At 63.9% G+C, this 18,773-nt stretch carries 19 protein-coding genes; 8 read left to right on the top strand and 11 right to left on the bottom strand.

The genetic code is table 11. From position 1 onward, the window contains the following. Nucleotides 1-141: 141 nt before the first annotated feature. The 4 genes from BBD46_RS23090 to BBD46_RS05840 form a co-directional block, all read right to left on the bottom strand. A complete protein-coding gene (locus tag BBD46_RS23090) occupies nucleotides 142-324 on the bottom strand; it encodes a hypothetical protein (RefSeq protein WP_071400798.1) in 183 nt (60 codons plus the stop codon). Nucleotides 325-349: 25 nt separating this feature from the next. Next, the gene (locus tag BBD46_RS05850; RefSeq protein ID WP_071400797.1) at nucleotides 350-940 is read right to left on the bottom strand and encodes a DUF7411 family protein; all 591 of its coding nucleotides are present in this window, start codon (nucleotides 938-940) and stop codon (nucleotides 350-352) included. 13 nt (nucleotides 941-953) lie between these two features. Further along, on the bottom strand, nucleotides 954-1,304 hold the full coding sequence (locus BBD46_RS05845; RefSeq protein WP_006166608.1) for a DNA-binding protein: 351 nt from the start codon (nucleotides 1,302-1,304) through the stop codon (nucleotides 954-956). Nucleotides 1,305-1,508: 204 nt separating this feature from the next. Continuing rightward, on the bottom strand, nucleotides 1,509-1,964 hold the full coding sequence (locus tag BBD46_RS05840; protein WP_071400796.1) for a 30S ribosomal protein S19e: 456 nt from the start codon (nucleotides 1,962-1,964) through the stop codon (nucleotides 1,509-1,511). A 102-nt stretch (nucleotides 1,965-2,066) separates the two neighbouring features. Between BBD46_RS05840 and thiL the strand changes: the two genes are divergently transcribed. Further along, nucleotides 2,067-2,990, top strand: a complete 924-nt coding sequence (gene thiL, locus BBD46_RS05835; RefSeq protein WP_071400795.1) for a thiamine-phosphate kinase — start codon at nucleotides 2,067-2,069, stop codon at nucleotides 2,988-2,990. 61 nt (nucleotides 2,991-3,051) lie between these two features. Here thiL and BBD46_RS05830 read toward each other — a convergent pair whose 3' ends face one another. The 3 genes from BBD46_RS05830 to BBD46_RS05820 all read right to left on the bottom strand — a co-directional run bounded on the left by BBD46_RS05830 (nucleotide 3,052) and on the right by BBD46_RS05820 (nucleotide 6,108). Continuing rightward, nucleotides 3,052-4,230, bottom strand: a complete 1,179-nt coding sequence (locus BBD46_RS05830) for a site-2 protease family protein (protein WP_071400794.1) — start codon at nucleotides 4,228-4,230, stop codon at nucleotides 3,052-3,054. A 475-nt stretch (nucleotides 4,231-4,705) separates the two neighbouring features. Continuing rightward, complete coding sequence (locus tag BBD46_RS05825; protein WP_071400793.1) at nucleotides 4,706-4,945, bottom strand: DUF7123 family protein; 240 nt, start codon at nucleotides 4,943-4,945, stop codon at nucleotides 4,706-4,708. Nucleotides 4,946-5,238: 293 nt separating this feature from the next. Then, nucleotides 5,239-6,108, bottom strand: coding sequence for a molybdopterin synthase (locus BBD46_RS05820; RefSeq protein WP_071400792.1), 870 nt, complete (start codon nucleotides 6,106-6,108; stop codon nucleotides 5,239-5,241). A 185-nt stretch (nucleotides 6,109-6,293) separates the two neighbouring features. Here BBD46_RS05820 and pyrH point away from each other — a divergent pair, with 185 nt between their 5' ends. From pyrH to BBD46_RS05805, 3 genes are all read left to right on the top strand, one after another. Continuing rightward, a complete protein-coding gene (gene pyrH / locus BBD46_RS05815) occupies nucleotides 6,294-7,022 on the top strand; it encodes a UMP kinase (protein ID WP_071400791.1) in 729 nt (242 codons plus the stop codon). Continuing rightward, a complete protein-coding gene (gene lysS / locus BBD46_RS05810; RefSeq protein ID WP_071400790.1) occupies nucleotides 7,015-8,757 on the top strand; it encodes a lysine--tRNA ligase in 1,743 nt (580 codons plus the stop codon). Before pyrH ends, lysS begins: the two co-directional genes overlap by 8 nt. Before the next feature lie 158 nt (nucleotides 8,758-8,915). After that, nucleotides 8,916-10,754 (top strand): site-2 protease family protein, encoded by a 1,839-nt coding sequence (locus BBD46_RS05805; RefSeq protein WP_071400789.1) that lies wholly within the window; start codon nucleotides 8,916-8,918, stop codon nucleotides 10,752-10,754. A gap of 144 nt (nucleotides 10,755-10,898) precedes the next feature. Here BBD46_RS05805 and BBD46_RS05800 read toward each other — a convergent pair whose 3' ends face one another. Next, the gene (locus BBD46_RS05800) at nucleotides 10,899-11,426 is read right to left on the bottom strand and encodes a PadR family transcriptional regulator (protein WP_071400788.1); all 528 of its coding nucleotides are present in this window, start codon (nucleotides 11,424-11,426) and stop codon (nucleotides 10,899-10,901) included. A 229-nt stretch (nucleotides 11,427-11,655) separates the two neighbouring features. On the opposite strand from BBD46_RS05800, the gene BBD46_RS05795 reads away from it, so the two are divergent. Both BBD46_RS05795 and BBD46_RS05790 read left to right on the top strand, forming a co-directional pair. Beyond that, nucleotides 11,656-13,227, top strand: coding sequence for a heme-binding protein (locus BBD46_RS05795; protein ID WP_071400787.1), 1,572 nt, complete (start codon nucleotides 11,656-11,658; stop codon nucleotides 13,225-13,227). A gap of 138 nt (nucleotides 13,228-13,365) precedes the next feature. Continuing rightward, entirely contained in the window at nucleotides 13,366-14,706 is a 1,341-nt protein-coding gene (locus tag BBD46_RS05790; RefSeq protein ID WP_071400786.1) for a dicarboxylate/amino acid:cation symporter, read from the top strand. An 8-nt stretch (nucleotides 14,707-14,714) separates the two neighbouring features. Here the strand turns inward: BBD46_RS05790 and BBD46_RS05785 are convergent, their stop codons facing one another. From BBD46_RS05785 to BBD46_RS05775, 3 genes are all read right to left on the bottom strand, one after another. Continuing rightward, the gene (locus BBD46_RS05785; RefSeq protein ID WP_071400785.1) at nucleotides 14,715-14,897 is read right to left on the bottom strand and encodes a hypothetical protein; all 183 of its coding nucleotides are present in this window, start codon (nucleotides 14,895-14,897) and stop codon (nucleotides 14,715-14,717) included. 195 nt (nucleotides 14,898-15,092) lie between these two features. Continuing rightward, entirely contained in the window at nucleotides 15,093-15,476 is a 384-nt protein-coding gene (locus BBD46_RS05780) for a DUF5611 family protein (RefSeq protein WP_071400784.1), read from the bottom strand. A gap of 187 nt (nucleotides 15,477-15,663) precedes the next feature. Continuing rightward, entirely contained in the window at nucleotides 15,664-16,863 is a 1,200-nt protein-coding gene (locus tag BBD46_RS05775) for a DUF7093 family protein (RefSeq protein WP_071400783.1), read from the bottom strand. Nucleotides 16,864-17,211: 348 nt separating this feature from the next. Here BBD46_RS05775 and BBD46_RS05770 point away from each other — a divergent pair, with 348 nt between their 5' ends. Further along, nucleotides 17,212-17,511, top strand: a complete 300-nt coding sequence (locus tag BBD46_RS05770) for a DUF6432 family protein (protein WP_071400782.1) — start codon at nucleotides 17,212-17,214, stop codon at nucleotides 17,509-17,511. Between the two features lie 79 nt (nucleotides 17,512-17,590). Next, nucleotides 17,591-18,745: an aminomethyltransferase family protein gene (locus BBD46_RS05765; protein WP_071400781.1), complete on the top strand. Its 1,155-nt coding sequence runs from the start codon at nucleotides 17,591-17,593 to the stop codon at nucleotides 18,743-18,745. The last annotated feature ends 28 nt before the right edge of the window (nucleotides 18,746-18,773 follow it).

Here is an 18,773-nt window from a genome sequence, read left to right as displayed (position 1 = left end):
ACTGGTGGTTCGCCGAGGGCGGACTTCTATCCTTTCGTTTCTGGACGGTTCTGCGCTCGTCGTCGGCACTCGATACCGGTCCGAACTGTGGTCGGTGCCCTCGCTCTGCAACTGCTATTCTTGTCCGTCGTACTCCGCACCTCATCCGCTCACGCGCTGTTTCGCGAAATCGAGAGCGAGCACGATGAGCGCGACCAGAACAGACACCCACAGAACGTATCCGACGTCGATCGAGCCGCGGTAGTACTGAAACGCCAGCAGGACGAGTCCGACGACGAGCGCCTGCACGACTCGATCACGGAGCGTTCGATTTGCGAGTTCCATTGTGGGGGGTGTACTCGGGTACGGGCTACCGCAAATCAGTCACGTACGTCTGTTCGTGATCCGGAAACACGTCCGTAACCGCCGCCGGGCCGTCCTCCTCGGCGATGAGTTCCCGAAGTTCTGCCTCGTAGTCGGCGCGGTCGATCTCCTCGCTCGGACCCACCGTCACGTCGAGGCGATCCTCCACGAGTCGATCGACGGCCGTCCGGCCGAAGCCCGACAGCGGCGCGATATAGTCGACGCCGTGGCGGTCCTCGAGGCTCTGGGCCTGTGCGCGCGAAACAGTTGGGACGCGGTCGTCGCGTCGGGTTCCGTCCGCGATTGCATCGAACTCGCCTGCGGCGAGCGCCTCGAGTGCGTGCTGGTGAACGTGCTGGATACCGTTGCGCGGGAAGCCGTCCTCCCGAATCCGGTCGACGGCCTCGTGCGCGACATCGGGGTCGAGTTCGAGGCGCTCGAACTCGAAGCCGGTTGCGTGGGCGGTTTCGCGGGCGTGTTTCCAGTCGTCGCTGATTCCGAAGTATGCCGTGGTGAGGGTGACGTCGTAGAACTCGTCGAGGAGAAGCGCGGCGAGCGTCGAGTCTTTCCCTCCGCTGTAAAGCAGTCCGAGATCCATTCCAGGTCGACGGTTAGCGGCGCTGGATGTCGAAACTCTTCGAGTCGGGTTTGAGTTCCTGCAGGAGTTGTTTCATCTTCTGGTCGTCGATCTTGCCCTGAATGCGGCCGCTGCGGGCGAGACTGATGACCTGACGTTCGACCTGTTCGCCGAACTGGGGTTTGCTCATCTTGACCGTGTTGAGTCGCTTGCGGGCGTCGTCGGTCAGATGCTGGCGCAGGACGGCCTTCTTCTGGGCTTCAGCCTGCTGGCGGGCTGCCTCCTGCTCTTCGCCCCCCTGTTGGGAGTCGGCGCGGTCCTGGAGCTGTTCCATCTTTTTCTGGCGAAGCTCCTCGAGTTTCTCCTCGTCTGGTGAGCCGCTCATAGCTATACCAACAGCTTGTCCTGCAAGGTGGAAAATGATTTCGGACGCGGCCGCTGGCGCGGCGTTTGCGTGGGAGTTGGTCCAGGAAGGGGGTTCGCCGTCCTCTCTGCTCGCGTCTAGCGGAACGCAACAGCCACAATTCGGAAGCGACGGCTGGCGCTCCAACACTGGACGTGAAAAATCTCGATCAGCGCAAACCCGTACTTACGCGTAGCGCTCGAGTTCCGGACGGTCGAGGTCTTCGAGAACGGAGCCGGCAGTGTCGTCGAGCAGGCTGCGGCCCTCGGCGGTGATTCGGCGACCCTCACCCTCTGCGGTCTCGACGAGGTCCTCCTCTTCGAGCTGCTGGAGAATCGTTCGGATCAGGTTCTTCGAGCCGTCGACGCGCTTGTCCGGTGCGACCTGGTAGCGGTTCGAGCCGTTCTTGCCGCCGCCGTACTCGGTCGAGAGTCGCTCGACACCGACAGGGCCGCGGTCTGCGACCTTGCGCAGGAGACTTGCAGCGCGGGTTGCCCAGAAGTCTTCCTGTTCTGGTGGCAGCTCTCGGTCGACGCCGCTCTTTGCAAACTCTCCCCAGTCCGGTTCGTCGAGTCGGTCCGCGAGGTCCTCGGCGAGCGCCTCGATGAGGTCGTCCGCCGGAACGTCATACATCGTAGCCATTGCCGTTTGGTTCCCTGTCGCGGCATTTAAGACCATCGTATCCGATCCGAGCGTGGACCCGGAACCCGGACGGTTTTTCGCACTCGAGTCGAAACGAGGCGTATGGACGAACGCGCCGCCCTGGCGCTACTCGCGGACGAACTCGAGTACGCCGGCGACGACGCCGCCGTGGTCGACGACCTCGTGGTGACGACGGACATGCTCCACGAGACGACGGACTTTCCGGCGGGGACGACCCGCTACACGGCCGGCTGGCGCGCCGTCGGAGCGTCGCTCTCGGACGTGGCTGCGATGGGCGCTGAGGCGGTTGCCGCGGTCGCCGCCTACGCTGCTCCCGAGTTCGACGGGGAGGACCTCCTCGATTTCGTTCGCGGCGCGCGCGACGTCTGTAACCTCGTCGGTGCCGACTACGTCGGCGGCGACCTCGACGGCCACGACGAGTTTACGGTGACGACGACCGCGATCGGCCGGTGTGAAGAGCAGCCAGTCCCGCGAAGCGGCGCGAACCCGGGCGACCGCCTCTGTGTCACCGGCACCCTCGGCCGCAGCGCCGCCGCACTCGAGTACTTCGCTCTCGCCCGAGATGAAGATGAAAAAGAAGGCGAAGACGGGAACAACACCGAACGCGCGAACGAACTGTTCCAGTTCGAGCCGCGAATCGACGCCGGGCGCGCGCTGGCACCCCACGCCACAGCGATGATGGACTCGAGTGACGGGCTCGCGCGCTCGCTACACCAACTGGGAGAGGCGAGCGGTTGCGGGTTCACAGTCGACGCGTCCTGCGTTCCGATCGCGGAGTCGCTGCGCGAGGTCACCGACACTGACGACGAAGCGCTGGAGCGGGCGACCACGTTCGGTGAGGACTTCGAACTCGTTGCGACGATTCCAGAGGGGATGGTAGCGGCGGTTCGCGAGGCGGTGCCGGTACCGATTTCGGTGCTTGGGTCGGTGGTTCCGCGCGAGGACGGAATCACGATGGACGGAGAGGAGATGCCGGATCGGGGCTTTACGCACGGCTCCGGCTAGTTCTGGAGTAGATAATAGAACACTGCGTTTCTACTGCCACACAGTGCCCACAGCAGCCGCCTCACTCGATGATCTCGATCGGAACCGGCATGAAACAGAGCACGCCGAGGACGAACGTAATGAGGCCGAGTACGAATCGGCCGGTCCCCAGCGAATCGTCACGCACGGGATGGGCCGGCCCGACGGAGGCCAGAACCGCCGTAAACAGCCCCCAGACGGCCCAGATGAGCACCGAGTTCCCGCTGTAGCCGCTGACGTAGTAGAGGTACGCCGCGAGGCCGAACAGGACGCCCGGAACCAGCGCTGCGATCGTCTCCTGGAACCGGCCGGTCATCGCGCGCAAAATGTGCCCGCCGTCGAGTTGGCCCACCGGAATCAGGTTCAGGAACGTGACGAACATCCCGACCCAGCCCCCGATAACCACCGGGTTCACCGCCATCGCCGGATCGTCGCGGTACAACGGCTGGTCGAAGGCAGCGGCGAGTAACTCGAGTAGCGGCGGGTAGCCGAGCTGGATCTGGATCGCGTTGGGATCCTGGACGACGCTATCGGGGGCGACCGTCGGCGGGAGGTGGAGACCGACGATGGTGACACCGATGGTGGCGATCAGGCCGGCGAGCGGGCCGGCGACGCCGATGTCGAACAGCGCCTTGCGGTCGGGCATTCGGCCTTTCATTTTGATGACCGCGCCCATGGTCCCGATGAGTGTCGGAACGGGGATGAAGTACGGCAGCGAGGCGTCGACCTCGTGGTAGCGGCTCATCACGTAGTGGCCCATTTCGTGAACGCCGAGGACGCCCAGAATCGCGACGGTGAACGGCCAGGCGCGCCACATCTCTGTGGGATTCGAGATGGGGTCGATGTGGTACCACATCGAGCCGGCGAAGAGGGTCGAGACGACGGTTGCGAGCAGTAACAGGATGTTCGTCCACGGGATGCCGTCGATGCCGACGCTCGTCGGCTCGGCAACGAGCACGTACTCGCCGTAGCGCGTCGAAAAGCGCGGTTCGTAGCCGTGTGAGCGGAAGACAGGCCACAGATCCTGAAGCAGCTCTTCAGGCGGTTTGCGAGGGTCGCCGTAGTATACCAGTTGCTCGCCGTCGACGTGAACGTCGTAGACCGCGAAGGCGGAGTCGATCCGCTCGATCGGAGGACCGTCGACAGTCTGCTCGGTGGCGGTGGTCGCCTGGCGCGTTGGGTCAGGGCCGGAGTTTGGCTCGGACGAAGCGCGGTCGTCCATCACCAGTGATTCATCATGGGTTCGTATAAATCGACTGCAGTTGGTCAGTTCCTGTTAGCCGTGTCCCATCTTCGACGGTGACCGTGTGTTGGTGTTGGACGTGACATGGTCGTTAGAGCGGACGTTGACGCTGGTGCTCTCTGGGACATGGTCGCTGTACTCGTATTCGGACGCGCTACACGCGAGAATCGAGAATAATGACGGGAGCCCGGACCTGGGTCGTCGGACCCGATCTGGCTCGCGTCTGGGGTGCGTCTGTCGGAGTGGCACGCGACGGATTGATGGTGTGTCTGTGGGGTGTCTGCAGCCCAAACGGGTGTGGCTACCCGATCTGGCTATCCAGTGGCGGAATCGAGCCGTGAGAGTCACGGCAGACGGGTGTGAAGCGGGGGGATACGTCGGAGGCGGGGACCGAACTCCGAGCGAGCCCGTCTCGATCCGCTACTGGATGGCCGCTGTGTCGACGGGGATCGACTTAGGCAGGTTCGACGCGCCACGTGGTCGCGCTCGTGTAGGACCACTTTTCGATCTCGAGGTCGTTCGCCGAGTCCGAGAGCTTGACCATGAGCGCGCCGATCTCCTTCGGGGACATGCCGACATCGTCGGCGATGAACTTCCCTTTGAAGTAGAGCTCGCCGTCTTCGGCGCGCTCGCGAAGGTATCGCTTCAGGCGGTGTTCTTTGCTTTCCGTGGAGGGGTGTGCTGTCGTGCTCATCGACAGAAACCACTATTTCCGGTAACATGTTATAAAGGGTGGATGGTTAGCGAAATTTCGATTGCGTTCAGCCATCACCCCCCGCTGTAACGTTTTATCGCGGTTCATCGACCTGGACAGAGACGCCCTGAGAGTCGATTAGAAATTTTAGAACGGCAGCTAACGTGTTATCTCTGTCCGGGGTGACTTGCCAAAACAGTCACGATAGTTGATAGTTTAGAACGCTATTCTACCACCGACTGAACTCAATTCGCTGCTGTGTGTGGCACACGACACCACTACTCACGATGTGGTTACGACTGCTCGTGCACCCAGAACTCGTCTTCGATCGTCACTTCCTTCTTGAACAGCGGTACTTCGTCTTTCAACCGGTTGATCCCGTCCTCGACCGTTCGAAACGCCTCCTCGCGGTGTCCCGCGAGCACGACGACGAACACGATATCCTCGCCATCTTCGACGACACCCGTTCGATGGTACAGTTCGACCGCGAACACACCCTCGCGCGCCTCGAGTTCCGACTCGAGTGCAGCCATGCGCTCGTCCGCTACGCCCTCGTACTTCTCGAACTCGAGGTACTCCGTCGGCGTGTCGTCTTCGGCGTCCTTCTGCCGGACGCGTCCCGTAAACGTCGCGATCGCGCCGGCGCGAGGCGCTTGGGGTGAGTGCTTGACCTCGCTGACGAGGGACTCGAGCGTCCGGTGTGGCTCGGTGGACTCGAATGCGCCGGTGAGCGCGAGCGTGTCGAGGTCGGTAGGGGAGTCGATGGTTGCGAGAGTGTTTTGGGTGTGGTCGAGGCTGCGTGCCCTGTCGTCGCTCGCAGCGCTGTCTGTGTCCACGTCACCGCCAACGATGAGCGTTGGATACCGCCGCTGGAGCGACGGAACGCCGACGACGACGCCGTAGTCGCAGGTGGTCGCGAGTTGGTCGATGGCGTCCTGCACGGAGAGGCCGGTGCCGGTTGCGGTCCAGTCGCCGTCAGCACCGAGGCCGTAGGTGACATCGCCGCCAATGGTGAGTGCTTCGTGGGTGCCGTCCGCGATCGTCGCGTCGTAGCGGATGACGCCGACACGGCCGTCCTGTGCGAGTTCGTCGACGGCTCGATCGACGACGGCGTCGAGCGTCGCCTCGTCGGCGTCGCGACCGAGAATCCCGAGTACGTGCATGGTCGACGTATGGTCCGGTCAGACTTTGTAGCTGTCGCCGTGGCGACTTCCGGCGGGTCCGGAGCGCAGTCGGCGCTGGCGGGGCGGAAACCGTCGGAATACCGACGCGTTCGCGGTGCTGGCACCGCACGGTCGCCACGGAGTTGGCAACCCTTAAGATAGCAACCCGGTTACACCGGGTTAGCATGAAAGTGGTCGTTTCTATTGGCGGCAGCGTGCTCGTCCCGGAACTCGGGACCGACCGGGTGGCCGAACACGCGGCCGTCGTCGAGGACCTCGTCGCGGACGGCTGTCGCGTCGGAACCGTCGTCGGGGGCGGCGGTGTCGCACGCGAGTACATCGGTGCCGCTCGCGGACTTGGGGCAAACGAGATCGAACTGGACCAGCTAGGTATCGACGTGACGCGGCTCAACGCGCGGCTGCTCATCGCCGCGCTCGGTGAGGATGCCGTCACCGCGCCCGCGGAGGACTACGACGAGGCCGGCGAGGCGCTCCGGCGTGGCGACGTCTCCGTTATGGGCGGCGTTGCACCGGCACAGACGACTGACGCCGTCGGTGCCGCGCTCGCGGAGTACATCGACGCGGACTTGCTCGTTTACGCGACCAGCGTCCCTGGCGTCTACAGCGACGATCCGAACGAGGACGACGACGCGACGAAGTACGACGACCTTCGCGCGGACGAACTCGTCGGCGTCATCGCCGGACTCGAGATGAACGCCGGTGCATCGGCACCGGTTGACCTGCTCGCGGCGAAGATTATCGAGCGCTCTGGCATGCGCACGATCGTTCTCGACGGGACGGATCCGGACCGGATCGCGAAGGCGGTTCGCTACGGCGAGCACGACGGGACGGACGTGATTCCGGAGGGTGCGGGCGAGGAACCAACCTACTGGGCACAGGACGACGATGAGTGAGGACGAACTCGACACTGAGGAGGGGCGCAGTCCGTACACCCTCCAGCAGGACGACGACGAGACGCGCCACGCCTTCTGGGCAGACACCGTCGCGGACCAGGTCGAAGCGCGTGTCAGCGAGCAGCAGTCAGATTCCAATTCCGATTCAGACGCCGATTCCGGCGAGGACGACCCTGAAATCGTCATCAAGGGCGGCATCTCGCCCTCTGGCGTTCCCCACCTCGGCAACGTCAACGAGATCCTTCGGGGCTACTTCGTCGCTGAAGTCCTGCGCGAGCGGGGGCACGACGTTCGGCAGGTCTTCACCGCCGACGACCGCGACCCGCTGCGAAAGCTTCCGCGCACGCTCTGTGATCTGGATGGAAACCTCGTCGACCTCGGTGATGTCGACGCGGGCGCGCTCGGACGCAACCTCGGCCACCCGTACACCGACATTCCGGACCCCTTCGGCTGCTGTGACTCCTACGGCGACCACTTCTCGACGATCATCCAGGACAGCGCCGATGCCGTCGACGTGCCGATCGACATGGTCTCGACGACCGAACTCTACACGGACGGCGAGTTCGACGAGGTCACCCGACACGCGCTGGCGAATCGCGATCGCGCACGGGAAGTGCTCTCCGAGTATCAGGACAAGGTCGACGAGGAGTACATCCCGTTCAACCCGATCTGCGAGGAGTGTGGCAAGGTTACGGAGACGGTGACGGGTGTCACGCTGGAGCCGGAAGAGAGCGACCTCCCCACCGTCGACTACCGCTGTACCGATATGGACGCCGGCGACCAAACCATCAACGGCTGCGGCCACGAGGGCACCGCCACCATCCGCGAGGGTAAGATGCCCTGGCGCTTCGAGTGGCCCGGCCAGTGGGGCGTCCTCGGCGTCGACTTCGAACCCTTCGGCAAGGACCACGCCGAAGGCTCCTGGCCGAGCGGCGACGACGTCGCTCGCAACGTCCTCGACATCGAGCCGCCCGTCCCGATGGTCTACGAGTGGTTCACCTTAGACGGCGAGCCGTTCTCCTCCTCCGAAGGGAACGTAATTCTCGTCTCGGACGTCCTCGAACTGCTTGAGCCGGAGGTCCTCCGGTACTTCTTCGCGAAGGATCCCTCGCGAGCGCGGGACTTCAGCATCGAACGCCTCGATCAGTTGGTCGACGAGTTCGACCGCTTCGAGGCGACCTACTTCGGCGAGGTCGAGGAGGCGACCGAGGACGAACGGGACTTCGCCGATCGTGTCTACCCGCTCGTCGTAGAGGATCCTCGCGAGGAGCGGATCCGCCTGCCCTACACCTTCGCCGCGGTGCTCGGCATGACGGACGATCCGGACCTGCGCGAGGAGATCGCCCGCCGCGAGGGACACATTCCGGACGACGCGCCCGAGTGGGCCGTCGAACAGGCGCTCGCGCGAGTCGAGCGGGCTCGCAACTGGGCGCGCCGAACCGAGAACGAGTTCGACTACGAGCTCAAGCGCACCGAAATCCCCGACCACGAGTTCGACGCCGAGATCGAGGACGCCCTCGCCGAACTCGCGGACTTCATCGAGGCGGGTCACGACCCAGAGGAGATCCAGGGCGAAATCTACGAAACGGCAAAGCGAAACGACATCGACACCGGCGAGTTCTTCGGCGCGGGCTACCGGCTGTTCTTCGACGAGGAACAGGGACCGAAGCTCGGCCCCTTCCTGGCGAAGGTCGATCAGGAGTTCGTCGTCGCGCGCCTTCGCCGGGAGCGCTAGGCGGCGCTCGCCGGTTCTCAACAGCGCTCGCCGGTATCCGAGTACGAGCCGACCCGATCTGGCAGCTCGATTCTTCACAAGCGCGGTGAAAACTATCAGCTGTGGTGAGGCAACGCCAGACAAAAGCCCTTTGAGAACACCGCGCTGAATTACTGTCGATGGATTACGGCACGCCAGCTGTCGTCTCGGTTCCCGAACTCTTCGGGTCGGAGCTGCTCACGTGGGTCGTCGTGGGTCTCCTGCTCTACTGGGCCGGGATTATCGCACTTCGGAAGCTGGACCTCCTGCCCGAATTTGTCGGGGCTCAGGGTCCAATTCTCACCTTCCATACGAAACGCGGTCGCGACTTTCTGGACTGGCTCTCCGGGCCGAAACGGTTCTGGCGGGCGTGGGCGAATATCGGGATCGGAATCGCCGTCGTCGTCATGGCGACGATGTTCGTCTTCCTGTTGCTCGCGGCGATCGCCGCGCTGACGACGCCACAGCCCACCGGCGGCGTCCAGCAGCCACGGAACGTTCTCGTTATCCCGGGCGTCAACGACTTCCTGCCGCTCTCTGCGACGCCGGGGATCGTCGTCGGCCTTCTCGTCGGTCTCGTCGTCCACGAGGGCGGCCACGGACTGCTCTGTCGCGTCGAGGACATCGACATCAACTCGATGGGAATCGCGATGCTCGCGATCATCCCCTTCGGCGCGTTCGTCGAACCCGACCAGGAGAGCAGCAAGGACGCCTCCCGCGGCGGCCAGACGCGGATGTTCGCCGCTGGCGTGACGAACAACTTCGCCGTCACGATCATCGCCTTCGCGCTCCTCTTCGGCCCGATCGCGGGCGCGATCGCCGTCGCTCCCGGTGCCGCCGTCGGCGGCGTCGCCCCGGGTTCACCCGCCGAAGACGCCGGTATCGAGCCAAACGACCGCATCACCGCCATCGACGGCGAAGCAGTGGAAGACAACGACGACCTCCTGGCGTCTCTCGACCCCGATAGCGACGAGGTCACCGTCGAACTCGACGGCGAACGGACGACCACAGTCGATCGCTCACTGCTCGTCACCGCCGCAATCGACGGCGGTCCAGTCGACCTCTCGACCGGCGACCGAATCGTCGCCGTCGACGGCACCGATGTCGGCACGGAACAGGCCTTCATCGACGCCGTCGGTGACGACCACACCGCGTCGCTCACCGTCCAGCCGGCGGACGACAGTGAGCAAACCGACACCGAGGTCCCGATCGGTGCAGCCGTCGAGGTCGCCGACGGCGAACCGCTCGACGACGCAACCGGCCAGGCCGGTACCGTCGTCATCATCACCGCCATCGGCGACGAGCGCGTCCACGATTACGCCGCACTCGAGTCCCAGCTCGCAGACGCCGACCCCGGAGACGAACTGTCTATCGTGAGCTACGCCGACGGCGACCGCGATGAGGCGGCAGTCACCCTCGGCGAGCACCCACAACAGCCCGGCAGCGCGTTCCTGGGAATCCGGGGTGCGCCGGGAACGTCCGGACTCGAGTTGAACGATCTCGGCGTGCAGCTCTACCCGGCTGAGGAGTACCTCGCCGTCCTCGGTGGGGGCGGCGAGAGCAGCTACGGGGCGGTGACTGACACGTTCCTCGGGAAGATCGGTCTCGCGCTCCTGTTGCCGTTGATCGGTGTCGTCGGGATTCTCCCGTTCAACTTCGCTGGCTTTACCGGCGGTGTGCAGAACTTCTACGAGGTGCAGGGGTCGCTCGCCGCGATGGGGGACGGGACGGTCTTCGTCCTCGCGAACCTGTTGTTCTGGACCGGGTGGATCAACGTCCAGCTCGGCTTCTTCAACTGCATTCCGGCGTTCCCGCTCGACGGTGGGCACATTCTTCGGACCAGCACGGAGGCGGTCGTCTCCCGGTTGCCGATCGAGGCGAACCGCGGGATGGTCCGCGTCGTGACGACTTCCGTGGGACTCACGATGTTGATTAGCTTCCTCGCGATGTTGTTCGCGCAGGGCTGGTTAGCGAGTTAATCGTCGCCGTTCCTGTTCTTTCACGCTGCTCCTGCTCCTGCTCCTGCTCTTTCGAGTGTGGCTGACACCGTCTCAAAAGAGCGCCGACAGACAGCCCTCCTATTCTCCGTCGCCTGCTACTCGCTGTCTGCTCTCTGCCGTCCGCTACTCGTCGTCCGTCTCGATTCCGTGACTCTCGTAGAACTCCTCCGGCGTCGCCTCGATACGCTCGAACTCCGTGTCGAAGTAGTGCTCGTGGTGGCGAACCACCTGCTCGACGACCCAGCGGCTGAAGTCCTCGTTGAACTGCCACTCGCCCTCGACGTCTGGTATCTCGAACCGCTCGTCCGTCGAAAACGCCGCGTAGACGTGGAAGAAGCCGAGGATTACGTCAGCGAAATCGCGCGCCTTCTCCGTACTGCTCTCGCGTCGCTCCTCGAGTTCCTCGTAGCCCGACTCGGTGAGTTCGAAGTACTTGCGGTCGGGTTCGTCCTCGCGCTCGATGCGCTCGGCCCACCCCTTCTCTTCGAACTTGTAGAGGATAGGGTAGACGGAGCCATACGATGGTTCCCAGTGACCGCCGCTGATGTCGCGAATTTCTTTGAGAATTTCGTACCCGTATCGAGGCTTCTCCTCGAGTAACTCGAGGACGAGGTAGGCGATGAGTCCCTTCGGCGGTCCACTTTTCCGCATATGACGCGAGATTTAAACGGATGTACGTAAAGGGTTTCGGTCGCCGGGTTGGGTCGCCGGTTTCTCGGACGGTTTTGTCTCAGATCGCCAGTTGCTCCGCTTCCGTTCATGTTTCTACTCCTGTTTCCGTTCCCGTTCCCGTCCCCGTTCGTGTTTCCGTTCCCCACCCGCTTCCGCTCGCGCGAGCGAAACCCGTTCCTTCTTGACTTCGCCGCCCCAACTCGCGCGTATGGAACGACGCCAACCGCCACAGACCGACGAAGGCTGGTACGTCCTGCACGATTTCCGCTCGATCGACTGGGACGCCTGGCGCAACGCTCCCGAGCACCGCCGCTCGCGGGCGCTCGGGGAGGGCATCGACTACCTCTCGGCCGCGAGCGATGTCGCGGACGCCGACGCGGGCGACTCTGCAGTGTTCTCCGTGCTCGGCCACAAGGCAGACCTCCTCATCTTGCACCTCCGTCCGACGCTCGCAGAGCTGGACACACTCGAGCGCCGGTTCGAACAGACCGCGCTCGCCGAGTTCACCGAGCGCGCGGACTCCTACCTCTCCGTGACTGAGGTTTCGGGCTACATGTCCCAGGAGTACTTCGAGGAGGACGGCGAGATCGAGGACACCGGCACGAAGCGCTACATCGAATCCCGCCTGAAGCCGACGATTCCGGACAGCGAGTTCGCCAGCTTCTACCCGATGGACAAGCGCCGCGGCCCGGAGCACAACTGGTACGACCTGCCGTTCGACGAGCGCGCGGACCACCTCTCGAGTCACGGCGATATCGGCCGGGACTACGCTGGGCGCGTAACCCAGATCATCTCGGGCAGCGTCGGCTTGGACGACTTCGAGTGGGGCGTGACCCTCTTCGCGGACGACCCGACGGACGTGAAGGAACTGCTCACCGAGATGCGCTTCGATCCCTCGAGTTCGGCGTTCGCCGAGTTCGGGCGGTTCCTCTCGGCGCGGCGGTTCCCGCCGGCGAACCTGGGCGCGTTCCTCGCGGGCGAGGAGGTTCCGCAGGACCAGGAGTCCAGCCACGGCAATCATCACGGCTCGGGTGGGCAGGGCCACAGTCACAGTCACGACCACGGCAGCGACTCGAGTAGCCATCATCACGGCCACGACCACGGCGATAGCGACGGTGGTCACGGTCACGATCATGCTCACGGCTCCGGCGGACCCCACGGTGACGACGACAGCGAGGAGGACGAAAGCGTCCGCAGCGAACTCGAGGAGCTCGGCGTCTACGCGGGCCAGCCCCACGGCGAGGACGTCCACGCCGTCGTGCTCTACTCCGCGGCCGACGCCGACGAACTGTTCGAGGAGGTCGAGGGACTACGGACGAACTTCGACCACTACGATACCCACGTGAAGACGGCCGTCTACGAGGCCCAAGCCGACGACTCCGACGCGGAAACCGCGGTCGTCAGCCTCTGGGAGACGGACCGCGCAGCGAACACAGCCGCCGGCTTCCTCGCCGACCTGCCGGATATCGTCCGCCAGGCTGGCGACGACGAGGACGACTCCTGGGGAACGATGGGGATGTTCTACACGGTCAAGCCCGAGCACCGCGGTGATTTCGTCGGCGTCTTCGACGATGCGGCCGAGATTCTGGCGGAGATGGACGGCCACCGCAAAACTGACCTGCTCGCGAACCGCGAGGACGAGAACGACATGTTCATCGCCAGTCGCTGGGATTCCCGCGAGGATGCCATGCAGTTCTTCCGCAGCGAGGAGTTCTCGGAGGCCGTCGAGTTCGGTCGCGACGTACTCGCCGACCGACCGCGACACGTCTTCCTGGCCTGAGCGACGCGGCCTTTTCTCGACCGACGTTTCAGTGTGCTCACGCCCGTCACACTCGTCAGATCCGTTAGCCTGTCATAGGTGACGGTTAGTCTCTCCGGAACCGCCACCGGTTGATAAGTGCCGTTCCAAGCGGGGGCGATGACTGAGACGTCGCAGTCGCAGACTCACTCACTGGCACATCGTTCGTGGCGTCGGTATCGCTCCGTACCGATCATCTATCGCATCGCTGCCGCGTTCGTCCTCGGCTCCGCACTCGGTGCCGTTCTCGGCGAACAGGCCGGTGTTCTCAGCCCACTTGGCGATATCTTCTTACGGCTCCTCGAGATGCTGATCATCCCGATCATCGTCTTCACGCTGCTCGGCGGGATGCGCAAACTCACCCCCTCGCGGCTCGGCAAAGTGGGCGGCCTGACCGTCGGCCTCTACATCGTCACCACGACGATTGCGGCCGCGATTGGGCTCGCAGTCGCGAACCTATTCGATCCCGGCAGCGCGGTTGAGTTCACCGGCGGGGAAGCCCAGGAGGCCGAACCGCCGACGGTTACGGAAGTGCTCCTCGGCATCGTCCCCGAGAACCCGCTGGCAGCGATGGTCGAAGGCGACATTCTCGCGACGATCTTCTTCGTCATCGTCTTCGGCCTCGCGCTGACGATGGTCCGCGAGGCGGCCACCGAGGAGTCGGTCACGGACGCCATCGACGGCTTCTTCGCCTTCATCGAGGCCGGCACGCAGGCGCTGTTCAAGATCGTCTGGGGCGTGATGGAGTACGGCGTCATCGGCGTCTTCGCGCTGATGGCTGCCTCGATCGGTACCGAGGGACTCGGTGCGATCGTCCAGCTCGGTTCGCTCGTGGCAGTCATCGGGATCGGCATCGTGATCCACATGACCGTCACCTATCTCGGCGTGATGACGATCGGGATCCTCGGTCAGTCGCCGATCGCCTTTCTGAACGGCGCGAAGGACGCCATGGTGACCGCATTTGCCATCCGCTCCTCGAGTGGCACGCTCCCGGTGACGGTGACGAACGCCGAGAAGAACCTCAAGATCGACGAGTCGGTATACGGCTTCGGGCTTCCGCTCGGCGCGACGATCAACATGGACGGCGCAGCGATTCGCCAGGCGGTGACGGCCGTCTTCGCCGCGAATCTGGTCGGTATCTCGCTTGGTCTCGGCGAGCAGATCCTCGTTCTCTTTACCGTAATCCTGATCAGCATCGGTACCGCCGGCGTCCCCGGGGCCGGATTGATCATGCTTACGGTCATCCTGAGCGCGCTCGGACTGCCACTCGAGATCGTCGGCTTCGTCGCGGGCGTCGATCCGATCCTCGGTCGACTCGCAACGACGAACAACGTCACCGGCGATCTTGCCGTCTCGTCGGTGGTCGGCAAGTGGACGGATGCGATCGACTTCACCGAGGGGACGTGGGTCGATAGACCAGCGTCGGAACTCGGCCAGGAGTCGGTCACAACGGACGACTGAGCGACCAGTTATATCGAGCCGCCGCTCTCGTCGTAGAAGAAGTAGCCGGCGAGTCCCGCCAGGCCGAGTGCGAGCGTGATGTACGGCCAGTTTCCGGCCGGTTGGCCTGTCAGCCGAGCGTGTGCGGCAACGAAGACTGCGAAGCCGGCGTGTGCGATCGCGGTCGCGAGGAGGAACGCAGCGATGTCCATTGTGTGTTGCTTCGACGTGATCCAAATAGCGATTTCGGACCTCGCTTCTCGACGCCCGGTTTTCGACTCGTGTCCCCGGTGCTTGGTTTCCCAGTCGGAGCGACCGCTCCTCGTTCGAGACGGTCAGAACAGAGAACTGTGTTTCATCGCAGGCTTCCCACGTATTCGTCGGAACGTTTGCCGCCAGAAACGGCGTTAGAAGTCGTGGTCCGGGTCGTCTTCGACCGAGCGCTTCAGCGAATCGCGGCGAGCCTTGGCGTCCCGGCCGGTCGCCTCGAGCAGGAAGTCGTTCTTCGCATCGACTGCCTCGGCGGCGGCCTCGAGTTCGTCCGGCTCGAGTTCGGTTGGGTCGCGCTCGTGGAACTCGACGGCGAGTTTGTCCTTCTTCCCGGAGTATTCGACGGTACCGACGACGATTTTCTCGAAGACGGGGTTGTCAGGCTCACCGATGACGAAGAGGTCGCTGCCCTTGAACTCCTGCGTTTCGGTAATCGGACCGAAGTAGTCCACGACGGTCGACTCCATGTCGGGGATTCGCTCCTCGAGATATTCACCGCGGCGCATCTTGTACTCCTTCATGGCTTGGAGATACACGGCGGAGTGTTTACCTCTTTTCATAGCCGACGGTATGGGCACCCAACAGGTCCGTAACATTGCCGATGGACCACCCTCGTGTTCGTCTGCGCTAGGCGGAAAGAGCGAAGAGAAATCGACAGACACCGGCACGGCACTACAGTCTTGACTGCGACTGGCTGCGGACTATCGACTACTGTCGAGCCCGTTCTCCTAAATACCCCTTCCGACAGTCGGGACAGATATCCCCCGCCCGGAGCGAACCCCGGTCGCTAGTCGCAACGAACTCACAGCGCGGACAGTAGAACTCGCTCGGCACGTCATCGCCCGGATGGTCGGCATCACCCGGAACCGGAGCGTCACTAACACGCTCGATACCGCTCCCGGCCCCTGCTGTCTCCGATTCGGAGGCGGTCTCGGCTCCCGCATCCACACTGCTACTCGAGTTCGCACTGGCATCGGAGCCGGACGCCCAGTTCGGAGCTGACTCGCCAGCAGCAGCCGTGGGCTGTTGCTGTTCGTCGTCCGGTTCTGCCATCCCGTCGAACTGGGTGTGCTCGGCCGAATCGACGGTCGCCGTTCTGGCGTCGACCGCAGACTCGTCTTCGTACGCCGTCGAGTCGTGCTCGAGAACGACTGCGTCGTCGTCGGCTTGCTCGCCGGCGTCGGGCCACCCGTCGTGTTCGCCTTCCGCGTCGTCGACTGGTGGGCCGACATCGTCGGAGTCCGGCCACTCGCCGTGTTCGCGGTCGCTCTCGCGATCCGCGTGGTCGGTTGCCGGCTCGTCCTCGAGTATTTCGCCGTCGTCGGTGACGGGATTGCCGTCTTCGTCGGTTGGGATGTCGAACTCGTCGCTGTGTTCGCTGTGGTTACGGTGTTCTCGGTGTTCTCCGCGCTCTCCGTGCTCACCGGGTTCACTATACTCACTACCACCATCACCGCTATCGCCACCCACATCGCCGTCACCATATTCCGGTTCGGTCCCGGATTCGACGGCCGCCGCGTCCGGCTCGCCGTCGATAATCATGCCATCGTCGGTGACGCCATCCGCCTCGTCGATCTCGGTTGTACTCGAGTCGGCCGTAGCGTGGGTCGGTTCGTCGGTGGGGGGTGTCGATACCTCGTCGTGGGACGGGTCGGGGTCTGGTGTCGAAGTCGTCTCGGAGTCGGGTGCGGTTGCGTCCGTGACGGTGTCCGACTCAGTCTGGGTCGCCGAGACGGCCGAGAGACTCGTCACCTCAGTGTTCTCACTGATGACGTGTCTGTCACCGCAGCGGACACACTCTTCGTACTCCTGTACGGTGACGACGACTTCACTGCCCCGTTCTTCGCGCTCGCGTTCGACGTCGGATTCCCCGTAGTCGTGTCCGAGCAGCGAACATCGCAGGACCATTGTCCCATCGTACCGAGCCAGGCCATAAAAAACGTACCGCCTGGACTGTTCTGACCTGTGTCATGTGTGCTGTCTGGGGTCTTCGCGGATTGTGTTCGAGCGTGGACGCTCACTCACACGGGAACGTCACTCTCGGGATCGTCTGCAGCCGATAGTGAGACGATCGGAGACTGGTTTGCCACTGACCGCCGACCGCCGACTGCCGACTGCCGACAGCCGACCGCCGAATATTGGTCGTCGGCCGGTTCTCAGCTATCGGTGACTGTAACCGACCATCGACTACCACCCACCGACGGCCGGTTCGCGAACGACAAACGTCAAATCCCGGGTCGTCGAAGAGACATATCGATGAAAGCAAAGCCGGAGTATCGGAACCGGGAACGGACCCAGGTAGCGGTTCTCGATGAACTCGTCGACCGCGCCGACGACGGGATGTCCGTCCTCGAGCTCCGGGCCGCGGTTGAAGCCGAGATTGACGATCTCGAGGAGGCCCTCTCGACGCTGAAAGCGGATCGGCTCATCGTCGTCGAAACGGACGGCAGCGAGACGCTGATCAAACCCGACGAGCGCGTGATTCCGGATAATCCCACCGAAGAGGACGACGAGCAGTCGATCGGCGAGTGGCTCCGCGAGCGATTCCCCTTCTGACTCCCGACACTGCGCTCCCATCGAATCATCGAATCATCGAATCGAAACGCCTGTGGGTCCCTGGCCCCTCCACAGCGTCATGAGCGTTATCTCGTCCATTCACGAGGACCACGGTGCGACGTTCGGCGAGCGCGGCGGCCGAACCATCGTCGAGCACTACGGCCGGCCGGAGCGCACCCACCGCGCGGTCCGCAACGGTGTCGGGCTCATCGAACTGGCCTACGGCGTGATCACGGTCACGGGTGAGGACCGACGGGACTACGTCGACAACGTGGTCTCGAACCACGTTCCCGACACCGACGGACAGGGCTGTTACGCGCTGGTGCTCGGCCCGCAGGGTCGCATCGAAGTCGAACTCTACATCTACAACGCGGGCGAGCGGATCCTGCTGTTCACACCGCCGGGCGAGGCCGAGGAACTGGCAGCCGACTGGTCCGAGAAGGTGTTCATCCAGGACGTCGAGATCGACGTTGCGACCGACGAATTCGCCATCTTCGGCATCCACGGCCCGCAGGCCACGGAGAAGGTCGCGTCCGTACTCAACGGCGCGGCATCGCCCGACGAGCGCTACAGTTTCGTCCGCGGAACGATGGGCGACGCGGGCGTCTCCGTCATCCGAACCGACGCGCTGACCGGCGAGGAGACGTACGAGGTCATCTGCGGAATCGACGACGCCGAAGCGGTGTACGACGTCCTCCTCAACCAGGGACTCAACGCCGCCCCCTTCGGCTACCGGACGCGCGACAGCCTCGCACTCGAGTCCGGGTCGGCGCTGTTCGAGACCGAACTCGAGGGCACCGTGCCGAACGTGCTCGGTCTCACAACAGCGCTCGATTTCGAGAAGGGGTGTTATGTCGGCCAGGAGGTCGTTTCACGGGTCGAGAACCGGGGGCAGCCGAGTCGGCGGCTGGTTGGGTTGACGATCGATGCGGATGCTGGGTCCGAAACTGACGCCGAGGCAGAACCCGAACCCCACGCTGACGCAGACACCGCCGAACTCGTCCCCGACCCCGGCGCAGCCGTCTTCGACGGCGACGCCTCCGTCGGCGAAATCTCCCGTGCCGGACTGAGCCCACTCCTCGAGACGCCCATCGCGCTGGCGCTACTCGAGTACGATCACGACGGCGAGTCGTTCACGGTTCGAGTCGACGGTGAGGAGGTACCGGCGACGCGGACGGAACTGCCGTTCGTCGAGGGCTCGGACGTGTCGGACCGGTTGCCGGACTACTCGTAACTGTCTCTGTTTTTGCCGCTGGAGCGGC

It is taken from the genome of Natrialba sp. SSL1, assembly GCF_001861355.1.
GTDB lineage: Archaea > Halobacteriota > Halobacteria > Halobacteriales > Natrialbaceae > Natrialba.
The sequence above is the reverse complement of the archived record's forward strand: the minus strand, read 5'-3'. Positions and strand labels throughout refer to the sequence as shown.

What these genes read in the sequence shown, in the direction of transcription:
- BBD46_RS23090 (WP_071400798.1), bottom strand. Translation starts at nt 324, where the DNA reads ATGGAACTCGCAAATCGAACGCTCCGTGATCGAGTCGTGCAGGCGCTC.
- BBD46_RS05850 (WP_071400797.1), bottom strand. Translation starts at nt 940, where the DNA reads ATGGATCTCGGACTGCTTTACAGCGGAGGGAAAGACTCGACGCTCGCC.
- BBD46_RS05845 (WP_006166608.1), bottom strand. Translation starts at nt 1,304, where the DNA reads ATGAGCGGCTCACCAGACGAGGAGAAACTCGAGGAGCTTCGCCAGAAA.
- BBD46_RS05840 (WP_071400796.1), bottom strand. Translation starts at nt 1,964, where the DNA reads ATGGCTACGATGTATGACGTTCCGGCGGACGACCTCATCGAGGCGCTC.
- thiL (WP_071400795.1), top strand. Translation starts at nt 2,067, where the DNA reads ATGGACGAACGCGCCGCCCTGGCGCTACTCGCGGACGAACTCGAGTAC.
- BBD46_RS05830 (WP_071400794.1), bottom strand. Translation starts at nt 4,230, where the DNA reads ATGGACGACCGCGCTTCGTCCGAGCCAAACTCCGGCCCTGACCCAACG.
- BBD46_RS05825 (WP_071400793.1), bottom strand. Translation starts at nt 4,945, where the DNA reads ATGAGCACGACAGCACACCCCTCCACGGAAAGCAAAGAACACCGCCTG.
- BBD46_RS05820 (WP_071400792.1), bottom strand. Translation starts at nt 6,108, where the DNA reads ATGCACGTACTCGGGATTCTCGGTCGCGACGCCGACGAGGCGACGCTC.
- pyrH (WP_071400791.1), top strand. Translation starts at nt 6,294, where the DNA reads ATGAAAGTGGTCGTTTCTATTGGCGGCAGCGTGCTCGTCCCGGAACTC.
- lysS (WP_071400790.1), top strand. Translation starts at nt 7,015, where the DNA reads ATGAGTGAGGACGAACTCGACACTGAGGAGGGGCGCAGTCCGTACACC.
- BBD46_RS05805 (WP_071400789.1), top strand. Translation starts at nt 8,916, where the DNA reads ATGGATTACGGCACGCCAGCTGTCGTCTCGGTTCCCGAACTCTTCGGG.
- BBD46_RS05800 (WP_071400788.1), bottom strand. Translation starts at nt 11,426, where the DNA reads ATGCGGAAAAGTGGACCGCCGAAGGGACTCATCGCCTACCTCGTCCTC.
- BBD46_RS05795 (WP_071400787.1), top strand. Translation starts at nt 11,656, where the DNA reads ATGGAACGACGCCAACCGCCACAGACCGACGAAGGCTGGTACGTCCTG.
- BBD46_RS05790 (WP_071400786.1), top strand. Translation starts at nt 13,366, where the DNA reads ATGACTGAGACGTCGCAGTCGCAGACTCACTCACTGGCACATCGTTCG.
- BBD46_RS05785 (WP_071400785.1), bottom strand. Translation starts at nt 14,897, where the DNA reads ATGGACATCGCTGCGTTCCTCCTCGCGACCGCGATCGCACACGCCGGC.
- BBD46_RS05780 (WP_071400784.1), bottom strand. Translation starts at nt 15,476, where the DNA reads ATGAAGGAGTACAAGATGCGCCGCGGTGAATATCTCGAGGAGCGAATC.
- BBD46_RS05775 (WP_071400783.1), bottom strand. Translation starts at nt 16,863, where the DNA reads ATGGTCCTGCGATGTTCGCTGCTCGGACACGACTACGGGGAATCCGAC.
- BBD46_RS05770 (WP_071400782.1), top strand. Translation starts at nt 17,212, where the DNA reads ATGAAAGCAAAGCCGGAGTATCGGAACCGGGAACGGACCCAGGTAGCG.
- BBD46_RS05765 (WP_071400781.1), top strand. Translation starts at nt 17,591, where the DNA reads ATGAGCGTTATCTCGTCCATTCACGAGGACCACGGTGCGACGTTCGGC.